19 protein-coding genes are annotated in these 20,454 nt (G+C 60.2%); 9 read left to right on the forward strand and 10 right to left on the reverse strand.

What is annotated here, in order from left to right:
• Nucleotides 1-4: 4 nt before the first annotated feature.
• Together JJD74_RS26590 and JJD74_RS26595 are read right to left on the reverse strand one after the other, a co-directional pair.
• On the reverse strand, nt 5-952 hold the full coding sequence (locus JJD74_RS26590; protein WP_042561471.1) for a choline ABC transporter substrate-binding protein: 948 nt from the start codon (nt 950-952) through the stop codon (nt 5-7).
• Between the two features lie 205 nt (nt 953-1,157).
• On the reverse strand, nt 1,158-1,424 hold the full coding sequence (locus tag JJD74_RS26595; protein WP_147282618.1) for a hypothetical protein: 267 nt from the start codon (nt 1,422-1,424) through the stop codon (nt 1,158-1,160).
• On the opposite strand from JJD74_RS26595, the gene JJD74_RS26600 reads away from it, so the two are divergent.
• Nucleotides 1,387-2,763, forward strand: a complete 1,377-nt coding sequence (locus JJD74_RS26600; RefSeq protein WP_047303857.1) for an L-serine ammonia-lyase — start codon at nt 1,387-1,389, stop codon at nt 2,761-2,763. The genes JJD74_RS26595 and JJD74_RS26600 overlap by 38 nt on opposite strands.
• Nucleotides 2,764-3,329: 566 nt before the next feature.
• The gene (locus JJD74_RS26605; protein WP_007949927.1) at nt 3,330-4,433 is read left to right on the forward strand and encodes a GlxA family transcriptional regulator; all 1,104 of its coding nucleotides are present in this window, start codon (nt 3,330-3,332) and stop codon (nt 4,431-4,433) included.
• A 105-nt stretch (nt 4,434-4,538) separates the two neighbouring features.
• Here the strand turns inward: JJD74_RS26605 and JJD74_RS26610 are convergent, their stop codons facing one another.
• The 5 genes from JJD74_RS26610 to JJD74_RS26630 form a co-directional block, all read right to left on the reverse strand.
• A complete protein-coding gene (locus tag JJD74_RS26610) occupies nt 4,539-4,802 on the reverse strand; it encodes a hypothetical protein (protein ID WP_042561469.1) in 264 nt (87 codons plus the stop codon).
• Nucleotides 4,803-5,185: 383 nt separating this feature from the next.
• Complete coding sequence (locus JJD74_RS26615) at nt 5,186-5,662, reverse strand: thioesterase family protein (protein ID WP_200617176.1); 477 nt, start codon at nt 5,660-5,662, stop codon at nt 5,186-5,188.
• A 215-nt stretch (nt 5,663-5,877) separates the two neighbouring features.
• Entirely contained in the window at nt 5,878-6,843 is a 966-nt protein-coding gene (locus JJD74_RS26620; RefSeq protein WP_042561467.1) for an L-carnitine dehydrogenase, read from the reverse strand.
• Nucleotides 6,844-6,986: 143 nt separating this feature from the next.
• Nucleotides 6,987-7,874: a 3-keto-5-aminohexanoate cleavage protein gene (locus JJD74_RS26625; protein ID WP_042561466.1), complete on the reverse strand. Its 888-nt coding sequence runs from the start codon at nt 7,872-7,874 to the stop codon at nt 6,987-6,989.
• A gap of 75 nt (nt 7,875-7,949) precedes the next feature.
• Nucleotides 7,950-8,894, reverse strand: coding sequence for a choline ABC transporter substrate-binding protein (locus tag JJD74_RS26630; RefSeq protein WP_200617177.1), 945 nt, complete (start codon nt 8,892-8,894; stop codon nt 7,950-7,952).
• A 192-nt stretch (nt 8,895-9,086) separates the two neighbouring features.
• On the opposite strand from JJD74_RS26630, the gene JJD74_RS26635 reads away from it, so the two are divergent.
• Nucleotides 9,087-10,031 (forward strand): GlxA family transcriptional regulator, encoded by a 945-nt coding sequence (locus JJD74_RS26635; RefSeq protein ID WP_042561464.1) that lies wholly within the window; start codon nt 9,087-9,089, stop codon nt 10,029-10,031.
• A gap of 135 nt (nt 10,032-10,166) precedes the next feature.
• Here the strand turns inward: JJD74_RS26635 and JJD74_RS26640 are convergent, their stop codons facing one another.
• Together JJD74_RS26640 and JJD74_RS26645 are read right to left on the reverse strand one after the other, a co-directional pair.
• Nucleotides 10,167-10,583 (reverse strand): DUF3010 family protein, encoded by a 417-nt coding sequence (locus JJD74_RS26640; protein WP_200617178.1) that lies wholly within the window; start codon nt 10,581-10,583, stop codon nt 10,167-10,169.
• A 47-nt stretch (nt 10,584-10,630) separates the two neighbouring features.
• Nucleotides 10,631-11,032 (reverse strand): lysozyme inhibitor LprI family protein, encoded by a 402-nt coding sequence (locus tag JJD74_RS26645; RefSeq protein ID WP_047303846.1) that lies wholly within the window; start codon nt 11,030-11,032, stop codon nt 10,631-10,633.
• Nucleotides 11,033-11,266: 234 nt separating this feature from the next.
• Here JJD74_RS26645 and JJD74_RS26650 point away from each other — a divergent pair, with 234 nt between their 5' ends.
• The 6 genes from JJD74_RS26650 (at nt 11,267) to etfB (ending at nt 19,061) form a co-directional block, all read left to right on the forward strand.
• Nucleotides 11,267-12,244, forward strand: a complete 978-nt coding sequence (locus JJD74_RS26650) for a dipeptidase (RefSeq protein WP_034153590.1) — start codon at nt 11,267-11,269, stop codon at nt 12,242-12,244.
• A 105-nt stretch (nt 12,245-12,349) separates the two neighbouring features.
• Nucleotides 12,350-12,880: a DUF5943 domain-containing protein gene (locus tag JJD74_RS26655; RefSeq protein ID WP_047303843.1), complete on the forward strand. Its 531-nt coding sequence runs from the start codon at nt 12,350-12,352 to the stop codon at nt 12,878-12,880.
• Nucleotides 12,881-12,895: 15 nt separating this feature from the next.
• Nucleotides 12,896-14,956, forward strand: a complete 2,061-nt coding sequence (dgcA, locus tag JJD74_RS26660; RefSeq protein ID WP_042561460.1) for a dimethylglycine demethylation protein DgcA — start codon at nt 12,896-12,898, stop codon at nt 14,954-14,956.
• 155 nt (nt 14,957-15,111) lie between these two features.
• Entirely contained in the window at nt 15,112-17,061 is a 1,950-nt protein-coding gene (gene dgcB, locus JJD74_RS26665) for a dimethylglycine demethylation protein DgcB (RefSeq protein WP_200617179.1), read from the forward strand.
• Nucleotides 17,061-18,281, forward strand: a complete 1,221-nt coding sequence (gene etfA, locus JJD74_RS26670) for an electron transfer flavoprotein subunit alpha (protein ID WP_200617180.1) — start codon at nt 17,061-17,063, stop codon at nt 18,279-18,281. The genes dgcB and etfA overlap by 1 nt, the downstream gene beginning before the upstream one ends.
• A 9-nt stretch (nt 18,282-18,290) precedes the next feature.
• The gene (etfB, locus tag JJD74_RS26675) at nt 18,291-19,061 is read left to right on the forward strand and encodes an electron transfer flavoprotein subunit beta (protein WP_042561457.1); all 771 of its coding nucleotides are present in this window, start codon (nt 18,291-18,293) and stop codon (nt 19,059-19,061) included.
• 207 nt (nt 19,062-19,268) lie between these two features.
• Here etfB and JJD74_RS26680 read toward each other — a convergent pair whose 3' ends face one another.
• Nucleotides 19,269-20,339 carry a lytic polysaccharide monooxygenase gene (locus JJD74_RS26680; protein ID WP_200617181.1) on the reverse strand — a complete coding sequence of 357 codons (1,071 nt, stop codon included), beginning with the start codon at nt 20,337-20,339 and terminating at the stop codon, nt 19,269-19,271.
• Nucleotides 20,340-20,454 lie beyond the last annotated feature (115 nt).

The raw sequence follows: 20,454 nt of genomic DNA on the forward strand, positions 1-20,454 counted from the left end.
GCGATTACTGGGCTAACTTGGCTTTCACGGCCTCCAGGCCAGGCTTACCGTCAATGGTGGTCACGCCAGCGAGCCAGGTATCGAGCACCTGTGGATTCTTTTTCAGCCAGGCCTTGGCGGCCGCGTCAGGCTTCATCTTGTCGTCGAGGATGTTGCCCATCAGTTCGCTTTCCATGTCGACGGTGAACTCCAGATTCTTCAGCAATTGACCGACGTTGCTGCATTCCGTGGCGTAACCCTTGCGGGTGTTGGTCGCTACGGTGGCCGCACCGAAATCGGGGCCGAAGAACTCGTCGCCGCCGGTCAGGTATTGAATCTTGAACCGCTTGTTCATCGGGTGCGGCGCCCAGCCGAGGAACACCACCTCGGTGCCACGGCGCGACGCGCGGTCAACCTGCGAGAGCATGCCCGCTTCAGACGATTCGACGACTTTGAACCCGGCGGTTTTCAGGCCGAAGGCGTCCTTGTCGATCATGCTCTGGATCAGACGGTTGCCGTCGTTGCCAGGCTCGATGCCATAAATCTTGCCGTCGAGTTCTTTCTTGAATTTGGCGATGTCGGCGAAGTCATGCAGACCTTTGTCATACAGGGCTTGCGGCACGGCGAGGGTGTACTTGGCGCCGGTGAGGTTGGTGCGCACGGTTTCCACGGTGCCGGCGTCGCGGTAGGCCTTGATGTCGTTTTCCATGGTCGGCATCCAGTTGCCGAGGAACACGTCCATGTTCTTGCCGTCGGCCAGCGACTTGTAGGTCACGGGTACGGAGATCATGGTGGTCTTGGTCTTGTAGCCGAGGGCATTGAGGACGACGGAGGTGGTAGCGGTGGTGGCGGTGATGTCGGTCCAGCCAACATCGGAGAAATTTACGGTACTGCACTGTGCCGGTTCTGCAGCTTGCGCCAGTAACGGTAGACTCAGCATGGCGGCCAACAACAACGACGGGGAACCTTTCATGGATGGACTCCTTGGTGTTTTTTTTGGCAGTGTTCCGACTGGACCACCGCACTTATGGGTTGCGGTTGGATGGCGTTCTGGAGACAGCTCTACCACGTCGCCTTGCAATCGAGTCATAACGATCATGTACCAGTGAAAATCTGACGCCTACAGGGGGGGTCGTATCCAGTACAGGGATGGTCGCATCCAGTGTCAGTGACGTCGTTTACAGCTTTTTTCTGCCCTGTCTGGCCATCTGAACTGCATAAAAACGGCGCAAACACGCGTGAAAACCGGTACGGCGTTCGTGGACATGAGTGCGTCGGTGCCAGACGCCGTGCGAGCCATCAAAAGCCTGATGATGCGGGCATTCCGGCGGATCGCAGCTTGAGCGTAGCAGCTCCGCCAGCGGGCGCTTAACGCCCCGGATCAGCATCTTCAGGAGCTCTGCAGCAATGGCTATCAGCGTTTTCGACCTGTTCAAAATCGGCATCGGCCCTTCCAGTTCCCACACCGTCGGGCCAATGCGCGCGGCGGCCTTGTTCGTTGAGTCGCTGCGTGACAGGCATCAGTTGGAACAGGTGCGGCGCATTGAGGTTCAGCTTTTCGGTTCGCTGTCGGCCACGGGTATCGGTCACGGCAGCGACAACGCGGTGATCATGGGGTTGATGGGCGAGTGGCCGGACGCGATCGATCCGTCGCAGATCGGCCCGCGCATCCAGGCCCTGCGTGAAACCCACACACTTCTCTTGGATGGTCGCTTGTCGGTGCCGTTTGTCTGGGCCCGCGACATGCGCCTGATCGAGGAAAACCTGCCGTTTCATCCCAACGCCATGACCCTGGTTGCCGAAGGCGATCACGGCGAGTTGCATCGCGACACCTACTATTCAGTCGGCGGCGGTTTTGTCGTAGATGAGGCGCAGGCGTCCAGCGGCGTGGTCGATCTGGATCGCACCGAGTTGCCTTATGACTTTTCCAGCGCCGTCGAACTGCTGGAGCTGTGCAAAAAGAACAACCTGCGCGTTGCCGAATTGATGATGGCCAACGAGAAGGTCTGGCGCAGTGAAGAAGAGATTCGCGCCGGGCTGATGAAGCTGTGGCGGGCGATGCAGGATTGCGTCGAACAGGGCTTGAAGCACGAGGGCATCCTGCCCGGCGGTTTGAATGTGCGTCGCCGCGCGGCGAAGTTGCACCGTAGCCTGCAGGAGCTGGGCAAGCCGAATGTGATTGGTTCGACACTGAGCGCAATGGAGTGGGTCAACCTGTTCGCACTCGCCGTGAATGAAGAGAACGCCGCGGGTGGGCGCATGGTCACGGCACCGACCAACGGCGCGGCGGGGATCATTCCGGCGGTGTTGCACTACTTTATGAAGTTCAGCGAGGCGGTGACTGACGCCAATGTCGTCGATTACCTCCTCGGTGCGGCGGCGGTCGGGATTCTGTGCAAGAAGAATGCGTCGATCTCCGGTGCTGAAGTCGGCTGTCAGGGCGAAGTCGGCTCGGCGTGCGCGATGGCGGCGGCGGGGCTGGCGGAGATTCTTGGCGCCACACCCGAGCAACTGTGCAATGCGGCGGAGATAGGCCTGGAGCACAACCTTGGGCTGACGTGCGATCCGGTAGGTGGCCTGGTGCAAGTGCCGTGCATCGAGCGCAATGCGATTGCGGCGGTGAAAGCAATCAATGCAGCGCAGATGGCGTTGCGTGGCGACGGGCAGCACTTTATCTCGCTGGACCGGGTGATTCGCACCATGCGCGATACCGGCGCCGATATGCATGACAAATATAAAGAAACGTCGCGCGGTGGCTTGGCGGTGAGCGCGGTTGAGTGCTGAGTCAGCTCCACCGAGGTGAATTCTTCGTCGGAACGCCGCCCGGAGACAAGCTCGCTTCCACATTGGAACCTGGCGTTCATACATTTTTGTGTTCACTGGAGATCTGTTGTGGGAGCGAGCCTGCTCGCGAAGGGCCCAGACCAGTCAAAACTGCGCGCTAAGTGAACACGGCTAATCAATCACGCCACCTTTTAGCGCGTCGCAATCAGATAAGAGTCTTTCCCAGCTGTTACAGGCAATCGGCACCCCCTACCGTCCGTCACCCGTGCCTTAGGTGACATTCCCCGGCAACCGTGCGCAAGCCAGTTCCCACAAGTGCTACCGATATGCTCACACCCATCGGGGCAGGGCTTTCACTGGCGTCGATGGCACTTCGAAATACCCTTCGTCGGACGTCTCGAATAGACACGTCGCGACGTCGTTTTCAGGAGTTGTTGAACGGCCATTCAATTTTAGGCATGGCAATTGCTCTGTCATAACAAAGCCCGTCTCCCCTGCGAGAACGCCGGCAATAACAAGAGCCTCCGCCTGAGGCCATCACCCGCTTTGTGTGAGGAGATACCGCGATGACGTCGTTCAACTCCGGGGCCCAACCCCAGAACCGTGCGCCTCAATCCATCGGCTTTCTGCTGCTGGACAATTTCACGCTGATTTCTCTGGCCTCCGCAGTTGAACCTCTGCGCATGGCCAACCAATTGTCCGGTCGCGAGCTGTATCGCTGGAGCACCCTCACCGTTGATGGCGGCCAGGTGTGGGCCAGTGACGGTCTGCAAATCACCCCTGACGCCTCCATGCACAAAGCACCACCCCTGGACACTGTGATCGTCTGCGGTGGCATCGGCATCCAGCGCACCGTTACCCGTGAACACGTCTCATGGCTGCAAAGCCAGGCGCGTCAGTCCAAGCGTCTCGGTGCCGTGTGCACCGGCAGTTGGGCCCTGGCGTGCGCCGGCCTGCTCGACGGTTTCGATTGCAGCGTGCATTGGGAATGTCTGGCGGCGATGCAGGAAGCTTTCCCGCGCGTGGCGATGAGCACCCGCTTGTTTACCCTCGACCGCAACCGTTTCACCAGCTCCGGCGGCACCGCGCCGCTGGACATGATGCTGCACCTGATCAGCCGCGATCACGGCCGTGAGCTGTCCGCCGCGATCTCGGAAATGTTTGTCTACGAGCGTATCCGCAACGAGCAGGATCACCAGCGAGTGCCGCTCAAGCACATGCTCGGCACCAACCAGCCGAAATTGCAGGAAATCGTCGCGCTGATGGAAGCCAATCTGGAAGAGCCAATCGACCTTGATGAACTGGCGGTGTACGTCGCCGTGTCGCGTCGGCAGCTCGAGCGCCTGTTCCAGAAATACCTGCACTGTTCGCCGTCGCGCTACTACCTCAAGTTGCGCCTGATTCGCGCCCGGCAATTGCTCAAGCAGACGCCGATGTCGATCATCGAAGTGGCTTCGGTGTGCGGTTTTGTGTCGACGCCGCACTTCTCCAAGTGCTACCGCGAATACTTCGGCATTCCGCCGCGTGACGAGCGCGTAGGGTCCAACACCACCCAGCAAGTGGCGATGCTGCCGCTGCCGCAAGCGATTGTGATGTCGCCGCTGTCGGGGCCGATGTCGGCGTTGAGCCAGGCGCGCAATGAGTCGACGTTTGCCAGTGTAAGGCTGTAGAGCGAGTCATCGTTCTTCGCGAGCAGGCTCGCTCCCACCTTTAACCGAGTTCTTCCATGAGAATTCTGTCGAATGTGGGAGCGAGCCTGCTCGCGAATGGATTTATCAGGCGCTATGGCTTTGCTGATAGTCCGCCAACGCTGGCAGCAACTGTTTGTCGATGGCCTGACGCACTGCGGGCTGGATGCTGGCGCCACTGGTGTACATGTCCTTGACCATCTTGCGCAGCTCGGATGCCCTTACATTATCCAGCCCACGCACCGCACACTCACAGGCCTGCTCGGCCGTGGAGCCACTTGGCACCTGAAACCCCAATGCCTTGAGCTGTCCCAACAGGTCTTCCTGATCAATCAAGTCGGCGTACATCATGAGGCGAATCCTTCTTCGGCAACGGAGGTCGTTGTTCGATTCTGGTAGGCGGGTGAAGTGACGGCAAGAGCGATTTGTCGCAGTGGCCGCGACGGCTATGAACAGGTCGTTTTCGGCTAACTCGCTGTGCCGGGGAGTCGGCACACTGAACTCAGCTTGCAACACGAAGGTTTGGTCACCCTCGCATCGCAGCTCCTCAACAGTACCTCTGCCCCGATCCAGTCACGGCTGGTATCGGGTTTTTTTTGGCTGTAAATCAGCAAGACCGAGGTGGATTCATCGCTGGCAAGCCTGCTCCCACAGGTTTTGGATCTGGACACCTTTTTGTGACCAGCGCCTAACCCTGTGGGAGCAGGCTTGCCCGCGATGAACGATGACGCGGTCTACCGGGCAGGTGGCAGGGCGATGATGCGGCCAATGTAAGCGGGGGCAGGCAGGTCGGTTTGCGCGGCGACGATGGCTTGCAGATGATTCAGCGTGTCGGGGGTGAATGGTGCCGAGCGTGGGCCGGCGAGATCGACATGGAGCAACATTTGCTCGTTGCCGGCCAGTTCCTGGGGATCGCCGACTTTGTGCAGGCTGTGATAGAGGTGCAGGCGCTTACTGTCGTGGCCGATGATTTGCGTGTGCACTTCGACCTCGGCGTCAAGCTTCACTTCGTGCAGGTAGTTGAGGTGCAGTTCAAGCGTAAACAGCGAGTGGCCGCTGGCTTCGCGGTTGTTGCTGTCCATGCCGAGGCGATCCATCAGGGCATCGGTGGCGTAGCTGAAAATCAGCAGGTAAAAGGCATCGCGCAGGTGGCCGTTGTAGTCGACCCAGTCGGGGATGATGCGGGTTTGGTAGGTGGTAAGGGTGGGCATGATTGGGTTCCGGGCAGTTGGATGGTCTTCAGGATCAAAAGCTACCCCCTCACCCCAGCCCTCTCCCCCAGGGGGGCGAGGGGGAAAGGGAGCCGATCTTTATGCGATTCAAAACTCGTTTTCGGCTCGGTAATTCAGGTCGGCGTAACTCGCACGAGCACCTCGGACCTCTGGGAGAGGGCTAGGGTGAGGGCAGCAATGTCATGCCAAACGCATCACTCGCTGAAACTCATCCCATGCTTTTCCTTGGTAGTCCTGACCGCCTCCAATACCGCCAGCAGGCAATCATCACGATAGCGCTCCAATGCCGAAATACTACGTTCGCCAAGCTGCTCGCTGGTGCCATCGACCACGTCATCAATCAACTTGTCAGTCAGTTCCGGGGCCGGCAGATAGGTCCACGGCAACTGCAAGGCCGGGCCGAATTGCGACATGAAGTGGCGCATCCCGGCATCACCACCGGCCAGCGTGTAAGTCAAAAACGTGCCCATGAACGACCAGCGCAGACCCGCGCCAAAGCGGATCGCATCGTCGATCTCGCCCGTTGTGGCGACGCCATCGTTAACCAGGTGCAGCGCCTCACGCCACAGCGCTTCAAGCAAACGGTCGGCAATAAATCCCGGCACTTCCTTGCGCACGTGCAGCGGGCGCATGCCGAGGGATTCATAGACTTTCATAGCCGCTTGCACGGCTTCAGGCGCGGTGTTCTTGCCGCCGACCACTTCCACCAACGGCAGCAGGTAGACCGGATTGAACGGATGGCCGACCACACAGCGTTCCGGGTGGGTCGAGCTCTCGTAAAACTCGCTCGGCAACAGGCCAGAAGTGCTGGAACCGATTAACGCGTTCGGCTTGGCGGATGCGCTGATTTTGCTGTGCAATTCCAGTTTCAGTTCCAGACGTTCCGGAGCGCTTTCCTGAATGAAATCGGCATCACGCACGCATTCTTCGATGGTCGCGACAAAGCGCAGACGATCCTGCGAAGCGCCCGGCGCCAGGCCGTTTTTCTCTAGCGCATCCCAGGCATTGGCGACGCGTTTGCGCAATGCCGCTTCAGCGCCGGGTGCCGGGTCCCAGGCCACCACGTCGAGGCCGTGGGCGAGTGCACGAGCCACCCAGCCGCTGCCGATGACACCGCTGCCGAGAGCGGCGAAGGTTTTGATTTCGGTGATAAAGCTCATGGCGACATTCCTGAATAGTTCGGCGATCAACTGTGGGAGCGAGCCTGCTCGCGAAAGCGGTGGCTCTGCTGATGAAGATGCTTCGGATGTACGGGCCTCTTCGCGAGCAGGCTCGCTCCCACAGGGTTTTGAGATAAGTTCGTTCAGCCGCGCTGGGTCAGGCCCATTTTCTTGCGACCTTCAGCCGGAGTCAGCACGCGGGCGCCGAGGCGGCTGAGGATTTCGGTGGCGCGTTCGACCAGTTGGCCGTTGGTCGCGAGCACGCCCTTGTCCAGCCACAGATTGTCTTCCAGGCCGACCCGCACGTTGCCGCCGAGCAGCACGGCTTGCGCCGCCATCGGCATCTGCATGCGGCCAATGCCGAACCCGGCCCACACGGCATCCGCCGGCAGGTTGTCGACCATGGCTTTCATGGTGGTGGTGTCGGCCGGCGCGCCCCACGGGATGCCCAGGCACAGTTGGAACAACGGGTTGTCGAGCAGGCCTTCCTTGATCATCTGCTTGGCGAACCACAGGTGACCGGTGTCGAAAATTTCCAGCTCGGCCTTCACTCCCAGCTCGGTGATGCGTTTGGCTCCTGCGCGCAGTTGCGCCGGGGTGGAGACGTAAATGGTGTCGCCGTCGCCGAAGTTCAGCGTGCCGCAATCGAGGGTGCAGATTTCCGGCAGCAGTTCTTCGACATGAGCGAGGCGGGTCAGCGGACCGACCAGATCGGTGTTCGGGCCGAACTCCATCGGGTTCTCGCCCGCGCCGATTTCCAGGTCGCCACCCATGCCGGCCGTGAGGTTGACGATGATGTCGACGTCCGATTCGCGGATCCGCTCCATCACTTCGCGGTACAGCGCCACGTCACGGCTGAACTTGCCGGTCTGTGGATCACGGACGTGGCAATGCACCACAGTGGCGCCAGCCTTGGCGGCTTCCACGGCGGCTGCAGCGATCTGTTTCGGGGTGACCGGCACGTGCGGGCTGCGGGCGGTCGTGTCGCCAGCACCGGTGAGTGCGCAGGTGATGATGACGTCGTGGTTCATGGTGCGGTTTCCTTCAGGCGTGATGGGTCTGTCCGCAGCCCTTGTCGGGCTGCGAAGCGGTGATTCAGGGGTGATTTACTTGCTGGTCAGTTGCAGGTTTTCAGCGGCCGGTTTGCCATCGAACGTGGTCACACCTTCGAGCCAGCGCTGCTTGTCTTCAGGGTGATCCTTGAGCCATTGCTTGGCGGAGTCGAAGGCGTCCTTGTGATCGAGCAGCGGTTGCATCATCCGGCTCTCGTCTTCGGCGGTGTACGTCAGGTTGGTCAGCAGGCGACCGATGTTCGGGCACTGTTCGGCGTACTTGGGCGACGTGACCGTCCATACGGTGGCCATGCCTTCGTTCGGGCCGAGGGCGTCTTCGCTGCCCGTGAGATAAGTCATCTGCACGTTGACGTTCATCGGGTGCGGCGCCCAGCCGAAGAACACCACGGCCTCTTTGCGGCGCACGGCGCGATCAACCGCCGCGAGCATGCCGGCTTCGCTTGATTCGACCAGTTGGAATTTGCCGAGACCGAACTGGTTCTTGGCGATCATTGCCTTGATCTGCGTGTTGGCGCCCGAACCCGGCTCGATGCCGTAAATCTTGCCGCCCAGTTCTTTCTCGAATTTGGCGATGTCGGCGAAGGTTTTCAGGCCCTTGTCAGCCAGGTAAGTCGGCACAGCCAGGGTGGCGCGGGCATCTTTGAGGCTAGGCGCTTCGAGGACCTTGACCTGATTGGCGTCGACGAACGGCGTGATGGTCTGGGTCATCAGCGGGTTCCAGTAGCCGAGGAACAGGTCCAGACGCTGATCGCGTATCCCGGCGAAGATGATTTGCTGGGACGCGCTGGTTTGTTTGGTGTTGTAGCCGAGGCCGTCGAGCAGGACCTGGGTCATGGCGCTGGTAGCGATCACGTCGGTCCAGTTGACCACGCCCATGCGTACGTTCTGGCAAGACGCGGGTTCGGCCGCCATGACGCTGGCGCTCAAGAAAGCGGTACCGCTGAGTGCAAGAACACAGCTGCTGATCAGTCGTTTCATGTCGGGTTCCTCGGCAGGTCGTTTATTGTGGTTCCCGGCGTCTGATGCGCCGGTGATGCAAAGTTACGCAGCAATGCGCCCGTGAAAGCGCACTACGGCGACCGGCACTTGCACTGTAGCGACCTGTGCGCTTGAACGCTGACGACAATCGGCGTATCAACGACCCACGCTACCCGCCAACCGAGTGCGCCCATGTCCCAGGATTTTTACTTTTTGCTGATGCCGGGGTTTTCCGCGATCGGCTTTATCTCCGCGATCGAACCGCTGCGGGTGGCCAACCGTTTTCGCGGCGAACTGTACCGCTGGCATGTTCTGAGCGCCGATGGCGGGGCAGTGCTGGCGAGTAATGGCATGTCGGTCAATGCCGACGCAGCGCTTGAACCATTGAAGAAAGGCGCGACGCTGTTGGTGGTCGCCGGATTCGAACCGCTGAAATTCGCCACGCCGACGCTTGAGCACTGGCTGCGCCGCCTGGATAACGAAGGCGTCACCCTTGGCGCCATCGACACCGGCAGCTTCGTCCTGGCCGAGGCGGGCCTGCTTGAGGGCCATCGCCTGACCCTGCATTGGGAAGCCATCGATGCGTTCAAGGAATCTTATCCACAGCTCAGCGTGACGCAGGAGCTGTTCGAGATTGACCGGCGGCGCATCACTTCGGCCGGTGGCACCGCTTCCATCGATTTAATGCTCGACCTGATCGCCCAGGCCCACGGCCCGCAGCTGGCGATCCAGGTCAGCGAGCAATTTGTGTTAGGCCGCATCCGCCCGCGCAAAGACCACCAGCGCATGGAGGTCGCCACGCGTTATGGCATCAGCAACAAGAAACTGGTGCAGGTGATTGGCGAGATGGAGCAACACAGCGAACCGCCGCTGAGCACGCTGCAACTGGCGGAATCGATCAAAGTGACGCGGCGGCAACTGGAAAGGTTGTTTCGGCTGCATCTGAACGACACGCCGAGCAATTTCTATCTGCGCTTAAGGCTGGAGAAGGCTCGGCAGTTGTTGCGCCAGACGGATATGAGCGTGCTCGAAGTCAGCATTGCCTGCGGGTTTGAATCACCGTCGTATTTCACTCGCAGCTACCGGGCGAAGTTCGCACGCTGTCCGCGAGAAGACCGCCGTACTGCCCAAGCCTGATGGGGGCACAAAAACCAATGTGGGAGCGAGCCTGCTCGCGAATGCGGTGTGCCATTCAATACCACTGTCGACAGACAGATTGCATTCGCGAGCAGGCTCGCTCCCACAGTTGATTTGTATCGTCTGAAAGAATGCTTACTTCTTCACCAACGCCGAACACGCCGCTTTATAAGCCTCATGCTGATACTTGTTCAGCGTCCCCGGCAGCTCGAAATTGTGCTTCTTGGCCTGTGCATTGATCGTCTGCGGCGACAGCAGCGTCACCTCACACCCATCGAGCAACTGAAACACACCCTCGATCTTGAACGTCGTCGGCCCACCGGCAAATTCACCTTTCTTGCTGCGCTTCTTGATCGCAATCCGGTCAATCGAATTCTCGCGCACAAACGACGCGACCTGCGCGGCGAAGCGTTTGACGTTGGCTGCCTCGTCATCGTCTTCGAGGGCGATTTTCTTGGTGGCGAGAGGGATGTGGCTCAGGGTCGAACCGTCGAGAGCGGCCACGGCGATGATCGCTTCGCTGCCTTTGATTTCGATGCCGCAGATGTTCATGGGTGTCCTTTGATTAGCTATAGATGTGCAGCTTACAGATCAGACACTCACTCCTGCCCAATCGACTCCAAAAACTCCGACCGCTCGTCACTCATCCGCGCCACGCAATCATTCTGCGCAATCGTAAAGGCCTTGCTTCCCGCCGTTGCCGGGAAGGCTTCTACCGCGCAATCGGCGTCCCGCGTCTTCAGCCATTGCTGCTGGGCAGTTTTGAGTTTGGCGGTGATGTCAGCCAGTTGCGTCGGGTTTTTGCCGTATGCGGTTTGCATGCGTTCGGTGAGGCTGGCGTAGTTGTCCTTGAGCAGGTCTTCGGCCGCGGTGCGGCTGTAGGCTGAGCACTCCAGGGTCTGCACGTCGTTTTCGACTGCGTCGCACGGGTTGTTGTCGGACTCTTCGGCGGCGTGTACGCCGGTCGCAATCAGTGCCAGGGCCAGGAAGATCGATTTCATTGAGGTCGCCGCTCTCATCCAGTGGTGTATCCAAGATGCGGGGGATTCTGGCTCAAGCTTGCGGGCTTGAACAGGTGGCTGGTCGGGCCGCCTGATGACCCTTTGTCGCGGATTGACGCTTTCGGCAATTCCCCTGTCGTTTTTGCACCCGGTCGCCCGTGCACCGAGGCATATGCTGGCCCCAAAGCGCCGGCAGACGATTCGGCGCATGAATCGCCAATAAGGGGACGCCTGATGAGCCCAGCCGAATTACACGCCGACAGCATCGTTATCGACGGTCTGATCATTGCCAAATGGAACCGCGAGCTGTTCGAAGACATGCGCAAGGGCGGTCTGACGGCGGCCAACTGCACTGTGTCGGTGTGGGAAGGCTTTCAGGCGACCGTCAACAACATCGCTGCCAGCCAGAAGCTGATCCGCGAGAACAGCGACCTGGTGATGCCGGTGCGCACCACCGCCGACATCCGTCGCGCCAAGGAGCAGGGCAAGACCGGCATCCTCTTCGGCTTCCAGAATGCCCATGCGTTTGAAGACCAGATCGGCTATGTCGAGGTGTTCAAGCAGCTCGGCGTCGGCATCGTGCAGATGTGCTACAACACCCAGAACCTGGTCGGCACCGGTTGCTACGAGCGTGATGGCGGGCTGTCGGGTTTCGGTCGCGAGATCGTCGCCGAGATGAACCGCGTTGGCGTCATGTGCGACCTGTCCCACGTCGGTTCCAAGACTTCCGAAGAAGTCATCCTCGAATCGAAAAAACCGGTCTGCTACTCCCACTGCCTGCCGTCGGGGCTCAAGGAGCACCCGCGCAACAAGTCCGATGAAGAACTCAAATTCATTGCCGACCACGGCGGTTTCGTCGGCGTGACCATGTTCGCGCCGTTCCTCGCCAAGGGCATCGATTCGACCATCGACGACTACGCCGAAGCTATTGAATACGTGATGAACATCGTCGGCGAAGACGCCATCGGCATCGGCACCGATTTCACTCAGGGCCACGGCCAGGACTTTTTCGAATACCTGACCCACGACAAGGGCTACGCCCGCCGTCTGACCAGCTTCGGCAAGATCATCAACCCGCTGGGCATCCGCACCGTCGGCGAGTTCCCGAACCTGACTGAAACCCTGCTCAAGCGCGGCCATCCCGAACGTGTGGTGCGCAAGATCATGGGCGAAAACTGGGTCAACGTCTTGAAAGACGTCTGGGGCGAGTAACGCTTTCCAAGACCGCCGCCGAACTGCCCCCTCTCCTGTGGGAGAGGGCTGGGGTGAGGGCTGCGGCCAACACTGAATCTAAAACTTTTCTGGAGTTAAGTTTCCATGGCCAAGATCGCCCCGCAATTGCCTATCGAAGTCGACAGCGAAACCGGTGTCTGGACTTCCGACGCCCTGCCAATGCTGTACGTGCCGCGTCACTTTTTCGTTAATAACCACATGGGCATCGAGGAAGTGCTGGGCGCCGAAGCCTACGCCGAGATCCTCTACAAGGCCGGCTACAAATCTGCCTGGCACTGGTGTGAAAAAGAAGCTGAATGCCACGGCCTGGAAGGCGTTGCGGTGTTCGAACATTACATGAAGCGTCTGTCGCAGCGCGGCTGGGGCCTGTTCAAGATTCAGGACATCGACCTCGATAAAGGCACCGCCAGCGTCAAGCTCGAGCACTCGGCGTTTGTCTACGTCTACGGCAAGGTCGGGCGCAAGGTCGACTACATGTTCACCGGGTGGTTTGCCGGCGCGATGGATCAGATTCTTGAGGCTCGCGGCAGCAAGATTCGCACGGTTGCCGAGCAAGTGTACGGTGGCTCCGAAGAAGGCCACGAAGACGGCTTGTTCACCGTCAAGCCGTTGTAAGTCGAGGAACCCGTCATGGCTTTCGAAGCAATGTTCCAGCCGATCCAGATCGGCAAACTGACCATCCGCAACCGTGTGCTCAGCACCGCGCACGCCGAGGTCTACGCGACTGACGGCGGCATGACCACCGACCGCTACGTCAAGTATTACGAAGAGAAAGCCAAGGGCGGCATCGGCCTGGCGATTTGCGGCGGTTCGTCCAGTGTGGCCATCGACAGCCCGCAAGGCTGGTGGAAATCGGTGAACCTGGCAGATGACCGGATCATCCCGCACTTCCAGAACCTCGCCGACGCCATGCACAAGCATGGCGCCAAGATCATGATCCAGATTACCCACATGGGCCGTCGCTCGCGTTGGGACGGCGAGCATTGGCCAACCCTGCTGTCGCCGTCGGGTATCCGTGAACCGGTGCACCGCGCGACCTGCAAAACCATCGAGCCGGAAGAAATCTGGCGGGTGATCGGCAACTACGCCACCGCTGCTGGCCGCGCCAAGGCCGGTGGTCTGGACGGCGTTGAGTTGTCTGCCGTGCACCAGCACATGATCGACCAGTTCTGGAGTCCGCGCGTCAACAAGCGCACCGATGAATGGGGCGGCAGTTTCGAGAACCGCATGCGTTTCGGTCTGGAAGTGCTCAAGGCTGTGCGCAAGGAAGTCGGCGACGATTTCTGCGTCGGCATCCGCTTGTGCGGCGACGAATTCCACCCTGACGGCTTGTCCCACGAGGACATGAAACAGATCGCCAAGTACTACGACGACACCGGCATGCTCGACTTCATCGGCGTGGTCGGTTCGGGTTGCGATACCCACAACACCCTGGCCAACGTTATCCCCAACATGAGTTATCCACCGGAGCCGTTTCTGCACTTGGCGGCCGGGATCAAAGAGGTGGTGAAAGCGCCGGTTCTGCATGCGCAGAACATCAAGGACCCGAACCAGGCCACGCGGATTCTTGAGGGCGGTTATGTCGATATGGTCGGCATGACCCGCGCGCACATCGCCGACCCGCACCTGATCGCCAAGATCAAGATGGGTCAGATCGACCAGATCAAACAGTGTGTGGGCGCCAACTATTGCATCGACCGTCAATACCAAGGTCTGGACGTGCTGTGCATCCAGAACGCCGCGACGTCCCGTGAATACATGGGCGTGCCGCACATCATCGAAAAATCCACCGGCATCAAGCGCAAAGTCGTGGTCGTCGGTGCCGGCCCGGCCGGGATGGAAGCTGCGCGTGTCTCAGCTGAACGCGGCCACGACGTGACGCTGTTCGAGAAGAAAGAATTCATCGGCGGGCAGATCACTACTGCATCGAAAGCACCGCAGCGCGACCAGATCGCCGGCATTACGCGCTGGTTCCAGTTGGAACTGGCGCGCCTGAAAGTCGACCTGCGTCTGGGCACTGCGGCTGATGCCGCGACGATCATGGATTTGCGTCCGGACGTCGTGGTGCTGGCGGTTGGCGGACACCCGTTTCTTGAGCAGAACGAACACTGGGGCGCGGCCGAAGGGTTGGTAGTCAGCAGTTGGGACGTGCTCGACGGCAAGGTTGCGCCGGGCAAGAACGTGCTGGTCTACGACACCATTTGCGAGTTCACCGGGATGTCGGTTGCCGACTTCCTCGCCGACAAGGGTAGCCAGGTCGAGATCGTCACCGACGACATCAAACCGGGTGTAGCCGTTGGCGGTACGTCGTTCCCGACTTACTACCGCAGCATGTATCCGAAAGAAGTGATCATGACCGGCGACATGATGCTCGAGAAGGTCTATCGCGAGGGCGACAAACTGATCGCGGTGCTGGAGAACGAGTACACCGGTGCCAAAGAGGAGCGGGTGGTCGATCAGGTGGTCGTGGAAAACGGCGTGCGTCCTGACGAAGAGCTGTATTACGGGCTCAAGGAAGGATCGCGCAACAAGGGCCAGATCGATATCGATGCGTTGTTTGCGATCAAACCGCAGCCATCGCTGAGCACCACGGGTGACGGCTACTTGCTGTTCCGCATCGGCGACTGCGTGGCGCAGCGCAACACACACGCCGCGATCTACGACGCACTGCGGTTGTGCAAGGATTTCTGACGGCTTGCACCAAACCCTGTGGGAGCGAGCCTGCTCGCGAATGCAATCTGTCAGTTGACGATGATGTCGATTGACTCACCGCTTTCGCGAGCAGGCTCGCTCCCACAGTAAAGCGGATCGTGTTTCTCCAGGTTGCACTGGTGGGAGCTTCACCTATGTTGAACACCCTTCTTCCAATCCTGTTGTTCGCAGCCCTGGGCCTCGCTGTCCTTGGCGCGTTGCGGCGGGTGGCGATGTGGCGTCGGGGCCGGGCCTCGAAGGTCGATCTGATCGGCGGCCTGCTGGCCATGCCCAAGCGGTACATGGTCGATCTTCACCATGTGGTGGCGCGGGACAAATACATCGCCAACACCCACGTGGCCACGGCCGGCGGCGCGGTGGCGTCGATTGTGCTGGCGATTCTGGTGCATGGCTTTGGCCTGCATAACCGCATCCTCGGTTACGCCTTGCTGCTGATGTCGGCGGTGATGTTCGTCGGCGCGATCTTCGTTTACCTGCGCCGGCGCAACCCGCCGGCACGGTTGTCGAAAGGCCCGTGGATGCGCCTGCCGAAAAGCCTGCTGGCCTTCTCGGCGTCATTCTTTCTGGTGACGTTGCCGGTGGCCGGGATACTCCCGGAGAACTTCGGTGGCTGGCTGCTGGCAGTGATTCTCGGGATTGGCGTGCTGTGGGGCGTTTCGGAATTGCTCTTCGGCATGACCTGGGGCGGGCCGATGAAGCACGCCTTCGCTGGCGCGCTGCATCTGGCCTGGCACCGTCGTGCCGAACGTTTCGGCGGCGGTCGTTCCACCGGTTTGAAACCGCTGGACCTCAACGACCCGAGCGCACCGCTGGGCGTGGAAAAACCCAAGGATTTCACCTGGAACCAGTTGCTCGGTTTTGACGCCTGCGTGCAGTGCGGCAAGTGTGAAGCCGCGTGCCCGGCGTTCGCTGCCGGCCAGCCGCTGAACCCGAAAAAACTGATTCAGGACATGGTCGTCGGCCTCGCTGGCGGCACCGATGCCAAGTTCGCTGGCAGCCCGTATCCAGGCAAACCAGTCGGCGAGCATGCAGGCAATCCGCATCAACCGATCGTCAACGGTCTGGTCGATGCCGAGACCCTGTGGTCGTGCACGACCTGCCGCGCCTGCGTGGAGGAGTGCCCGATGATGATCGAGCACGTCGACGCCATCGTCGACATGCGCCGCCACCTCACCCTGGAAAAAGGCGCAACACCGAACAAGGGCGCCGAGGTGCTGGAAAACCTCATCGCCACCGACAACCCCGGCGGTTTCGCACCGGGCGGGCGGATGAACTGGGCGGCGGATTTGAACCTGAACCTGCTCAGCGAAAAGAAATCCACTGACGTGCTGTTCTGGGTCGGCGACGGCGCCTTCGACATGCGCAACCAGCGCACCTTGCGCGCCTTCGTCAAAGTGCTGAAGGCAGCGAAAGTCGACTTCGCCGTACTCGGTCTTGAGGAACGTGACAGCGGCGATGTGGCCCGCCGTCTTGGCGACGAAGCGACGTTCCAGCAGCTCGCCAAACGCAATATCCAGACCTTGGCCAAATACAGTTTCAACCGCATCGTCACCTGTGATCCGCACAGTTTTCATGTGCTGAAAAACGAGTACGGTGCGTTCGACGGCAATTACCTGGTGCAGCACCACAGCACCTACATGGCGGAAATCATTCAGGCGGGCGCGCTCAACCTCGGGCAGCACAAAGGCAACAGCGTGACCTATCACGATCCATGCTATCTCGGCCGCTACAACGGTGAGTACGAAGCGCCGCGTGAAGTGCTGCGTGCGCTCGGTATCGAAGTCAAAGAGATGCAACGTTCGGGCTTCCGTTCGCGCTGCTGCGGCGGCGGTGGCGGCGCGCCGATCACCGACATTCCGGGAAAACAGCGTATCCCCGACATGCGCATGGACGACATCCGCGAAACCGGTGCTGAACTGGTGGCCGTGGGTTGTCCACAGTGCACGGCGATGCTCGAAGGCGTGGTCGAACCGCGTCCACTGATCAAGGACATTGCCGAACTGGTCGCCGATGCGCTGCTCGAAGACGCCGCGCCAAGCAAGCCGACCACGCCGGCCAAACGTGAACCCGCGGAGGCCCACTGATGAGCGACATTATCCGCCGCGATCCGCGCGCCGAATGGATCGCCCGCAACCGACTGCATCCGCTGCACGCGGCGATGCAACCGGCACAACACAGCTGGATGGGGCCGAACGGCGTCATCCGTAAAAACCTGCACGGCATCGGTTTTATTGGCCCCAACGGCATCAAGCGTATCGACCGCAGCGGCGCGCAACAGGGCGGGGCGACTAGGCGTTCCGCCGCTGTAGAGGTGCAATTGCCGCTGCATCAGGTGCCGGCCCCGGCGTTCTACATCAGCGTGGTGCCGGACATGGTCGGTGGCCGCTTGAGCAGCCACGACCGCGACTTGCTGGGTCTTGCCCATGAGTTGGCCGGCAAGGATGGGGCGGTGCTGGCGGTGGTGTTCGGCGAGCACAAGGAAAGCGCATTTGCCACGGCGGGCGTTGATCGCTTGCTGGTGCTCGATGGCGAAGAATTCAACGGTTATGCACCGGAACAACGGGTGCAGGGCCTGCGGGCTGTGGATAACCAGTTCAGTCCGCGTCACTGGTTGCTGCCGGACAGTCGCAGCGGTGGCGGTGAACTCGGCCGTCGCTTTGCTGCAGCGTTGGGAGAACGCCCGGCCACACGGGTCTGGCAGGTCAAGGATGAGCAATGCATCGGCCGCGCTGGTGCGGGGCTGCAAGACCTGGCGCGTCCGGTCGCACGATTGATTCTGGCCTCGGCCGAATGCGCAGAACCGGTCAGCGAAACTCGCCACGAAGCGCTGCCCGTGGAGTTATCCACAAACGTCGCGCGCAGCTTGTCGCGAATCGAGGATCTGGGCGCGGTGTCGGTGGACCCTGCGGCCATTCCGATGGCCGAGGCCGAGTTCATCTTCTCTGGCGGTAACGGGGTCAAGGACTGGGCGCTGTTCCACCAGACTGCTGCCGCACTGGGTGCCACCGAAGGCGCTTCGCGGGTGGCGGTGGACGACGGCTACATGGCGCGCGATCGTCAGGTTGGCGCGTCCGGTACCTGGGTCACTGCGCGGGTATATGTGGCGGTGGGGATTTCCGGCGCGATCCAGCATCTGCAAGGCATTGGCGCCTGCGACAAAGTGGTGGCGATCAACCTCGATCCGGGTTGCGACATGATCAAACGTGCCGACCTGTCAGTGATCGGCGAGAGCGCAGAGATTCTTCAAGCCTTGATCGCGGCGGTAGCGGCCTACCGCAACGACGCCAAGCGCGATGCGGCTTAAGGAAACGCTATGAACACGAAAATCATCAGTCTGGTTTCAATCGGCGCCCACCCGACCTCCGGCCGCCCACGCCGGGCGGAGCAGGATGCACGGGCAGTGGAACTGGGTTTGCAACTGGCTGGGGACAACCTGCAAGTGCTGCACGCCGGCGATGTCGCCGAACCCGCATTGCGCGCCTATCTGGGCATGGGCCTGGAGCAGATGCACGTGCTGGAACAACCCGCCGGTGCCGATGCATTGCCGGCGCTGACGGCTTATCTGCGTGATGCCGGTGCGCAGGTGGTGCTGACCGGTAGCCAGGCGGAAACCGGTGAAGGTTCGGGGATGTTGCCGTTTCTGCTGGCCGAAGGTCTGGGCTGGCCACTGGTGGTTGGATTGGCCCAGGTCGAGTCGATCAATGATGGTTCGGCATTGGTGTTGCAAGCGCTACCGCGTGGGCAACGTCGCCGGTTGAAGGTGAAGCTGCCGTTTCTGGCGACTGTGGATAACGCTGCGCCGAAGCCTCGGCAGAGTGCTTATGGGCCGGCGCGGCGTGGGCAGTTGGAGGCTGATGACGTCGAAGTTATCGACGATGAGCTTTTGTCTGTCGCCACGCTGCAACCGGCCAAGCCGCGGCCGAAGCGCTTGAAAGTGATCAAGGCCAAAAGTGGTGCTGACAGGATGAAGGCTGCTACGGCCAAGGCCAGTGGTGGCGGGGGGCAGGTGCTCAAGGGCGTGAGCGCCGAAGACGGCGCTCAGGCGATTCTCAAGCTGCTGATCGAAGAGGGTGTGGTCCGTTAACTCAAGGACATGCCAACCCACGCAGGAGTTGGCTTGCCGACGATAGCGGCACAACAGTCAAAATATAACTGACTGATACACCGCCATCGCCGGCAAGCTGATCTTCATGTCGATAACGCTCCCTACCCGTTGCAGTTCAAGTCCATCGTCCACAGTGGTGTTGCTCGAAATAAGGCGCCATGCGACGTGTACTTGCGCACTGATGATTCATTCAACTTCATCCCAGGCATCTTTCCACGAAGAGCCTGCCCCTGGGGCATAAGCCCACGCGGCGCCGGCACACCAGGCAGTGACAGGTTCGGGTTTGCACTGATAGTTTTTGCCCGCGTTAGTCACGATATCGCCGGCCCTATACGGGGTGCCTTCTTTGTAGGCCGGGTACTCTCCGCCGTCGCTGGCTGGCGTCACGGTAAATTCGAACTCCGCTTGGTCCGTTTTACCATTTTTCGGATCGCGAACATTCAAGCGGGCCGTGAACTTGCTTGGCTGTGTGACGGGTAATGCGATGCCGCTGACGGTCGGGCCGTCCTGTGCGCCTGTCATCCCTGGAACTGCCCACTGAAAGAGCAGGGCGCCATTACTTGCCGATGATGACGTGCCGTTGAACGTAAAGGGTTGCCCCGTCTTCAATGTCGCAGGCCCGGTGATGCGCGCGACCGGTGGCGCCGGATTAACAGGGCCTGGATCCTCGCCTGCAATGATCGACATGGCCTGGCTGTAACCTTTTTGAGTGGCATAAGTCGAGTTGCTTGAAGGGTTCTGCACGTTGTAAGTAACGGTCGGACCCTGCAACTCGCCAATTCTGGCGATAGTGGGGTCGACCTGGTCAGCTATTTCCTTGCCCCATCGAGCAGGCGGCAAATTAGCTGCGCTGATTTTATGGATGATATCGACCAGCTCTTTTTTTGCCCCATCGTTACCGAAGATCCGAAAGTGCACAGAATCACCGGGCTTGAGGGCACCCATGTCGCCGTTGATAAAGCTGCCGATATTGTGAGGTTCTTCGGGTACACCTCCACCTTTGAAACTCACGTCCGAACACGAAATGAAAAACTCGCCATTCGGGTCGTTTCGTATCCAGATGCCGACAACTAGCCCATTCCCTGAAAGCCCGTCAGGGATAGTTCTGACTATTTCGAAATATCCTGATGCGCCGGGTAGTCTGGGTGGCGTCAGCCAGTTTGTTTTTGCGACGGTGAAGACTTCTTCCTGGCCCAACTGCACCAGATCGCTCCACTTTAGTTTGTCAGTCGCCGAATCGAAGCCTCCTGAATTCATAGAATAAGCGCAACGCTTGAAACGAGAGGCAGAGAGCCAGCCACCGGTAGAATCCAGGCTCTCACACCGAAGGATTCAAGCGCAGATGACTACGCATTACCGGCAGCTGACTCAG

The sequence above is a fragment of the Pseudomonas sp. MF6776 genome (assembly GCF_016613125.1).
GTDB classification, from domain to species: domain Bacteria; phylum Pseudomonadota; class Gammaproteobacteria; order Pseudomonadales; family Pseudomonadaceae; genus Aquipseudomonas; species Aquipseudomonas iridis.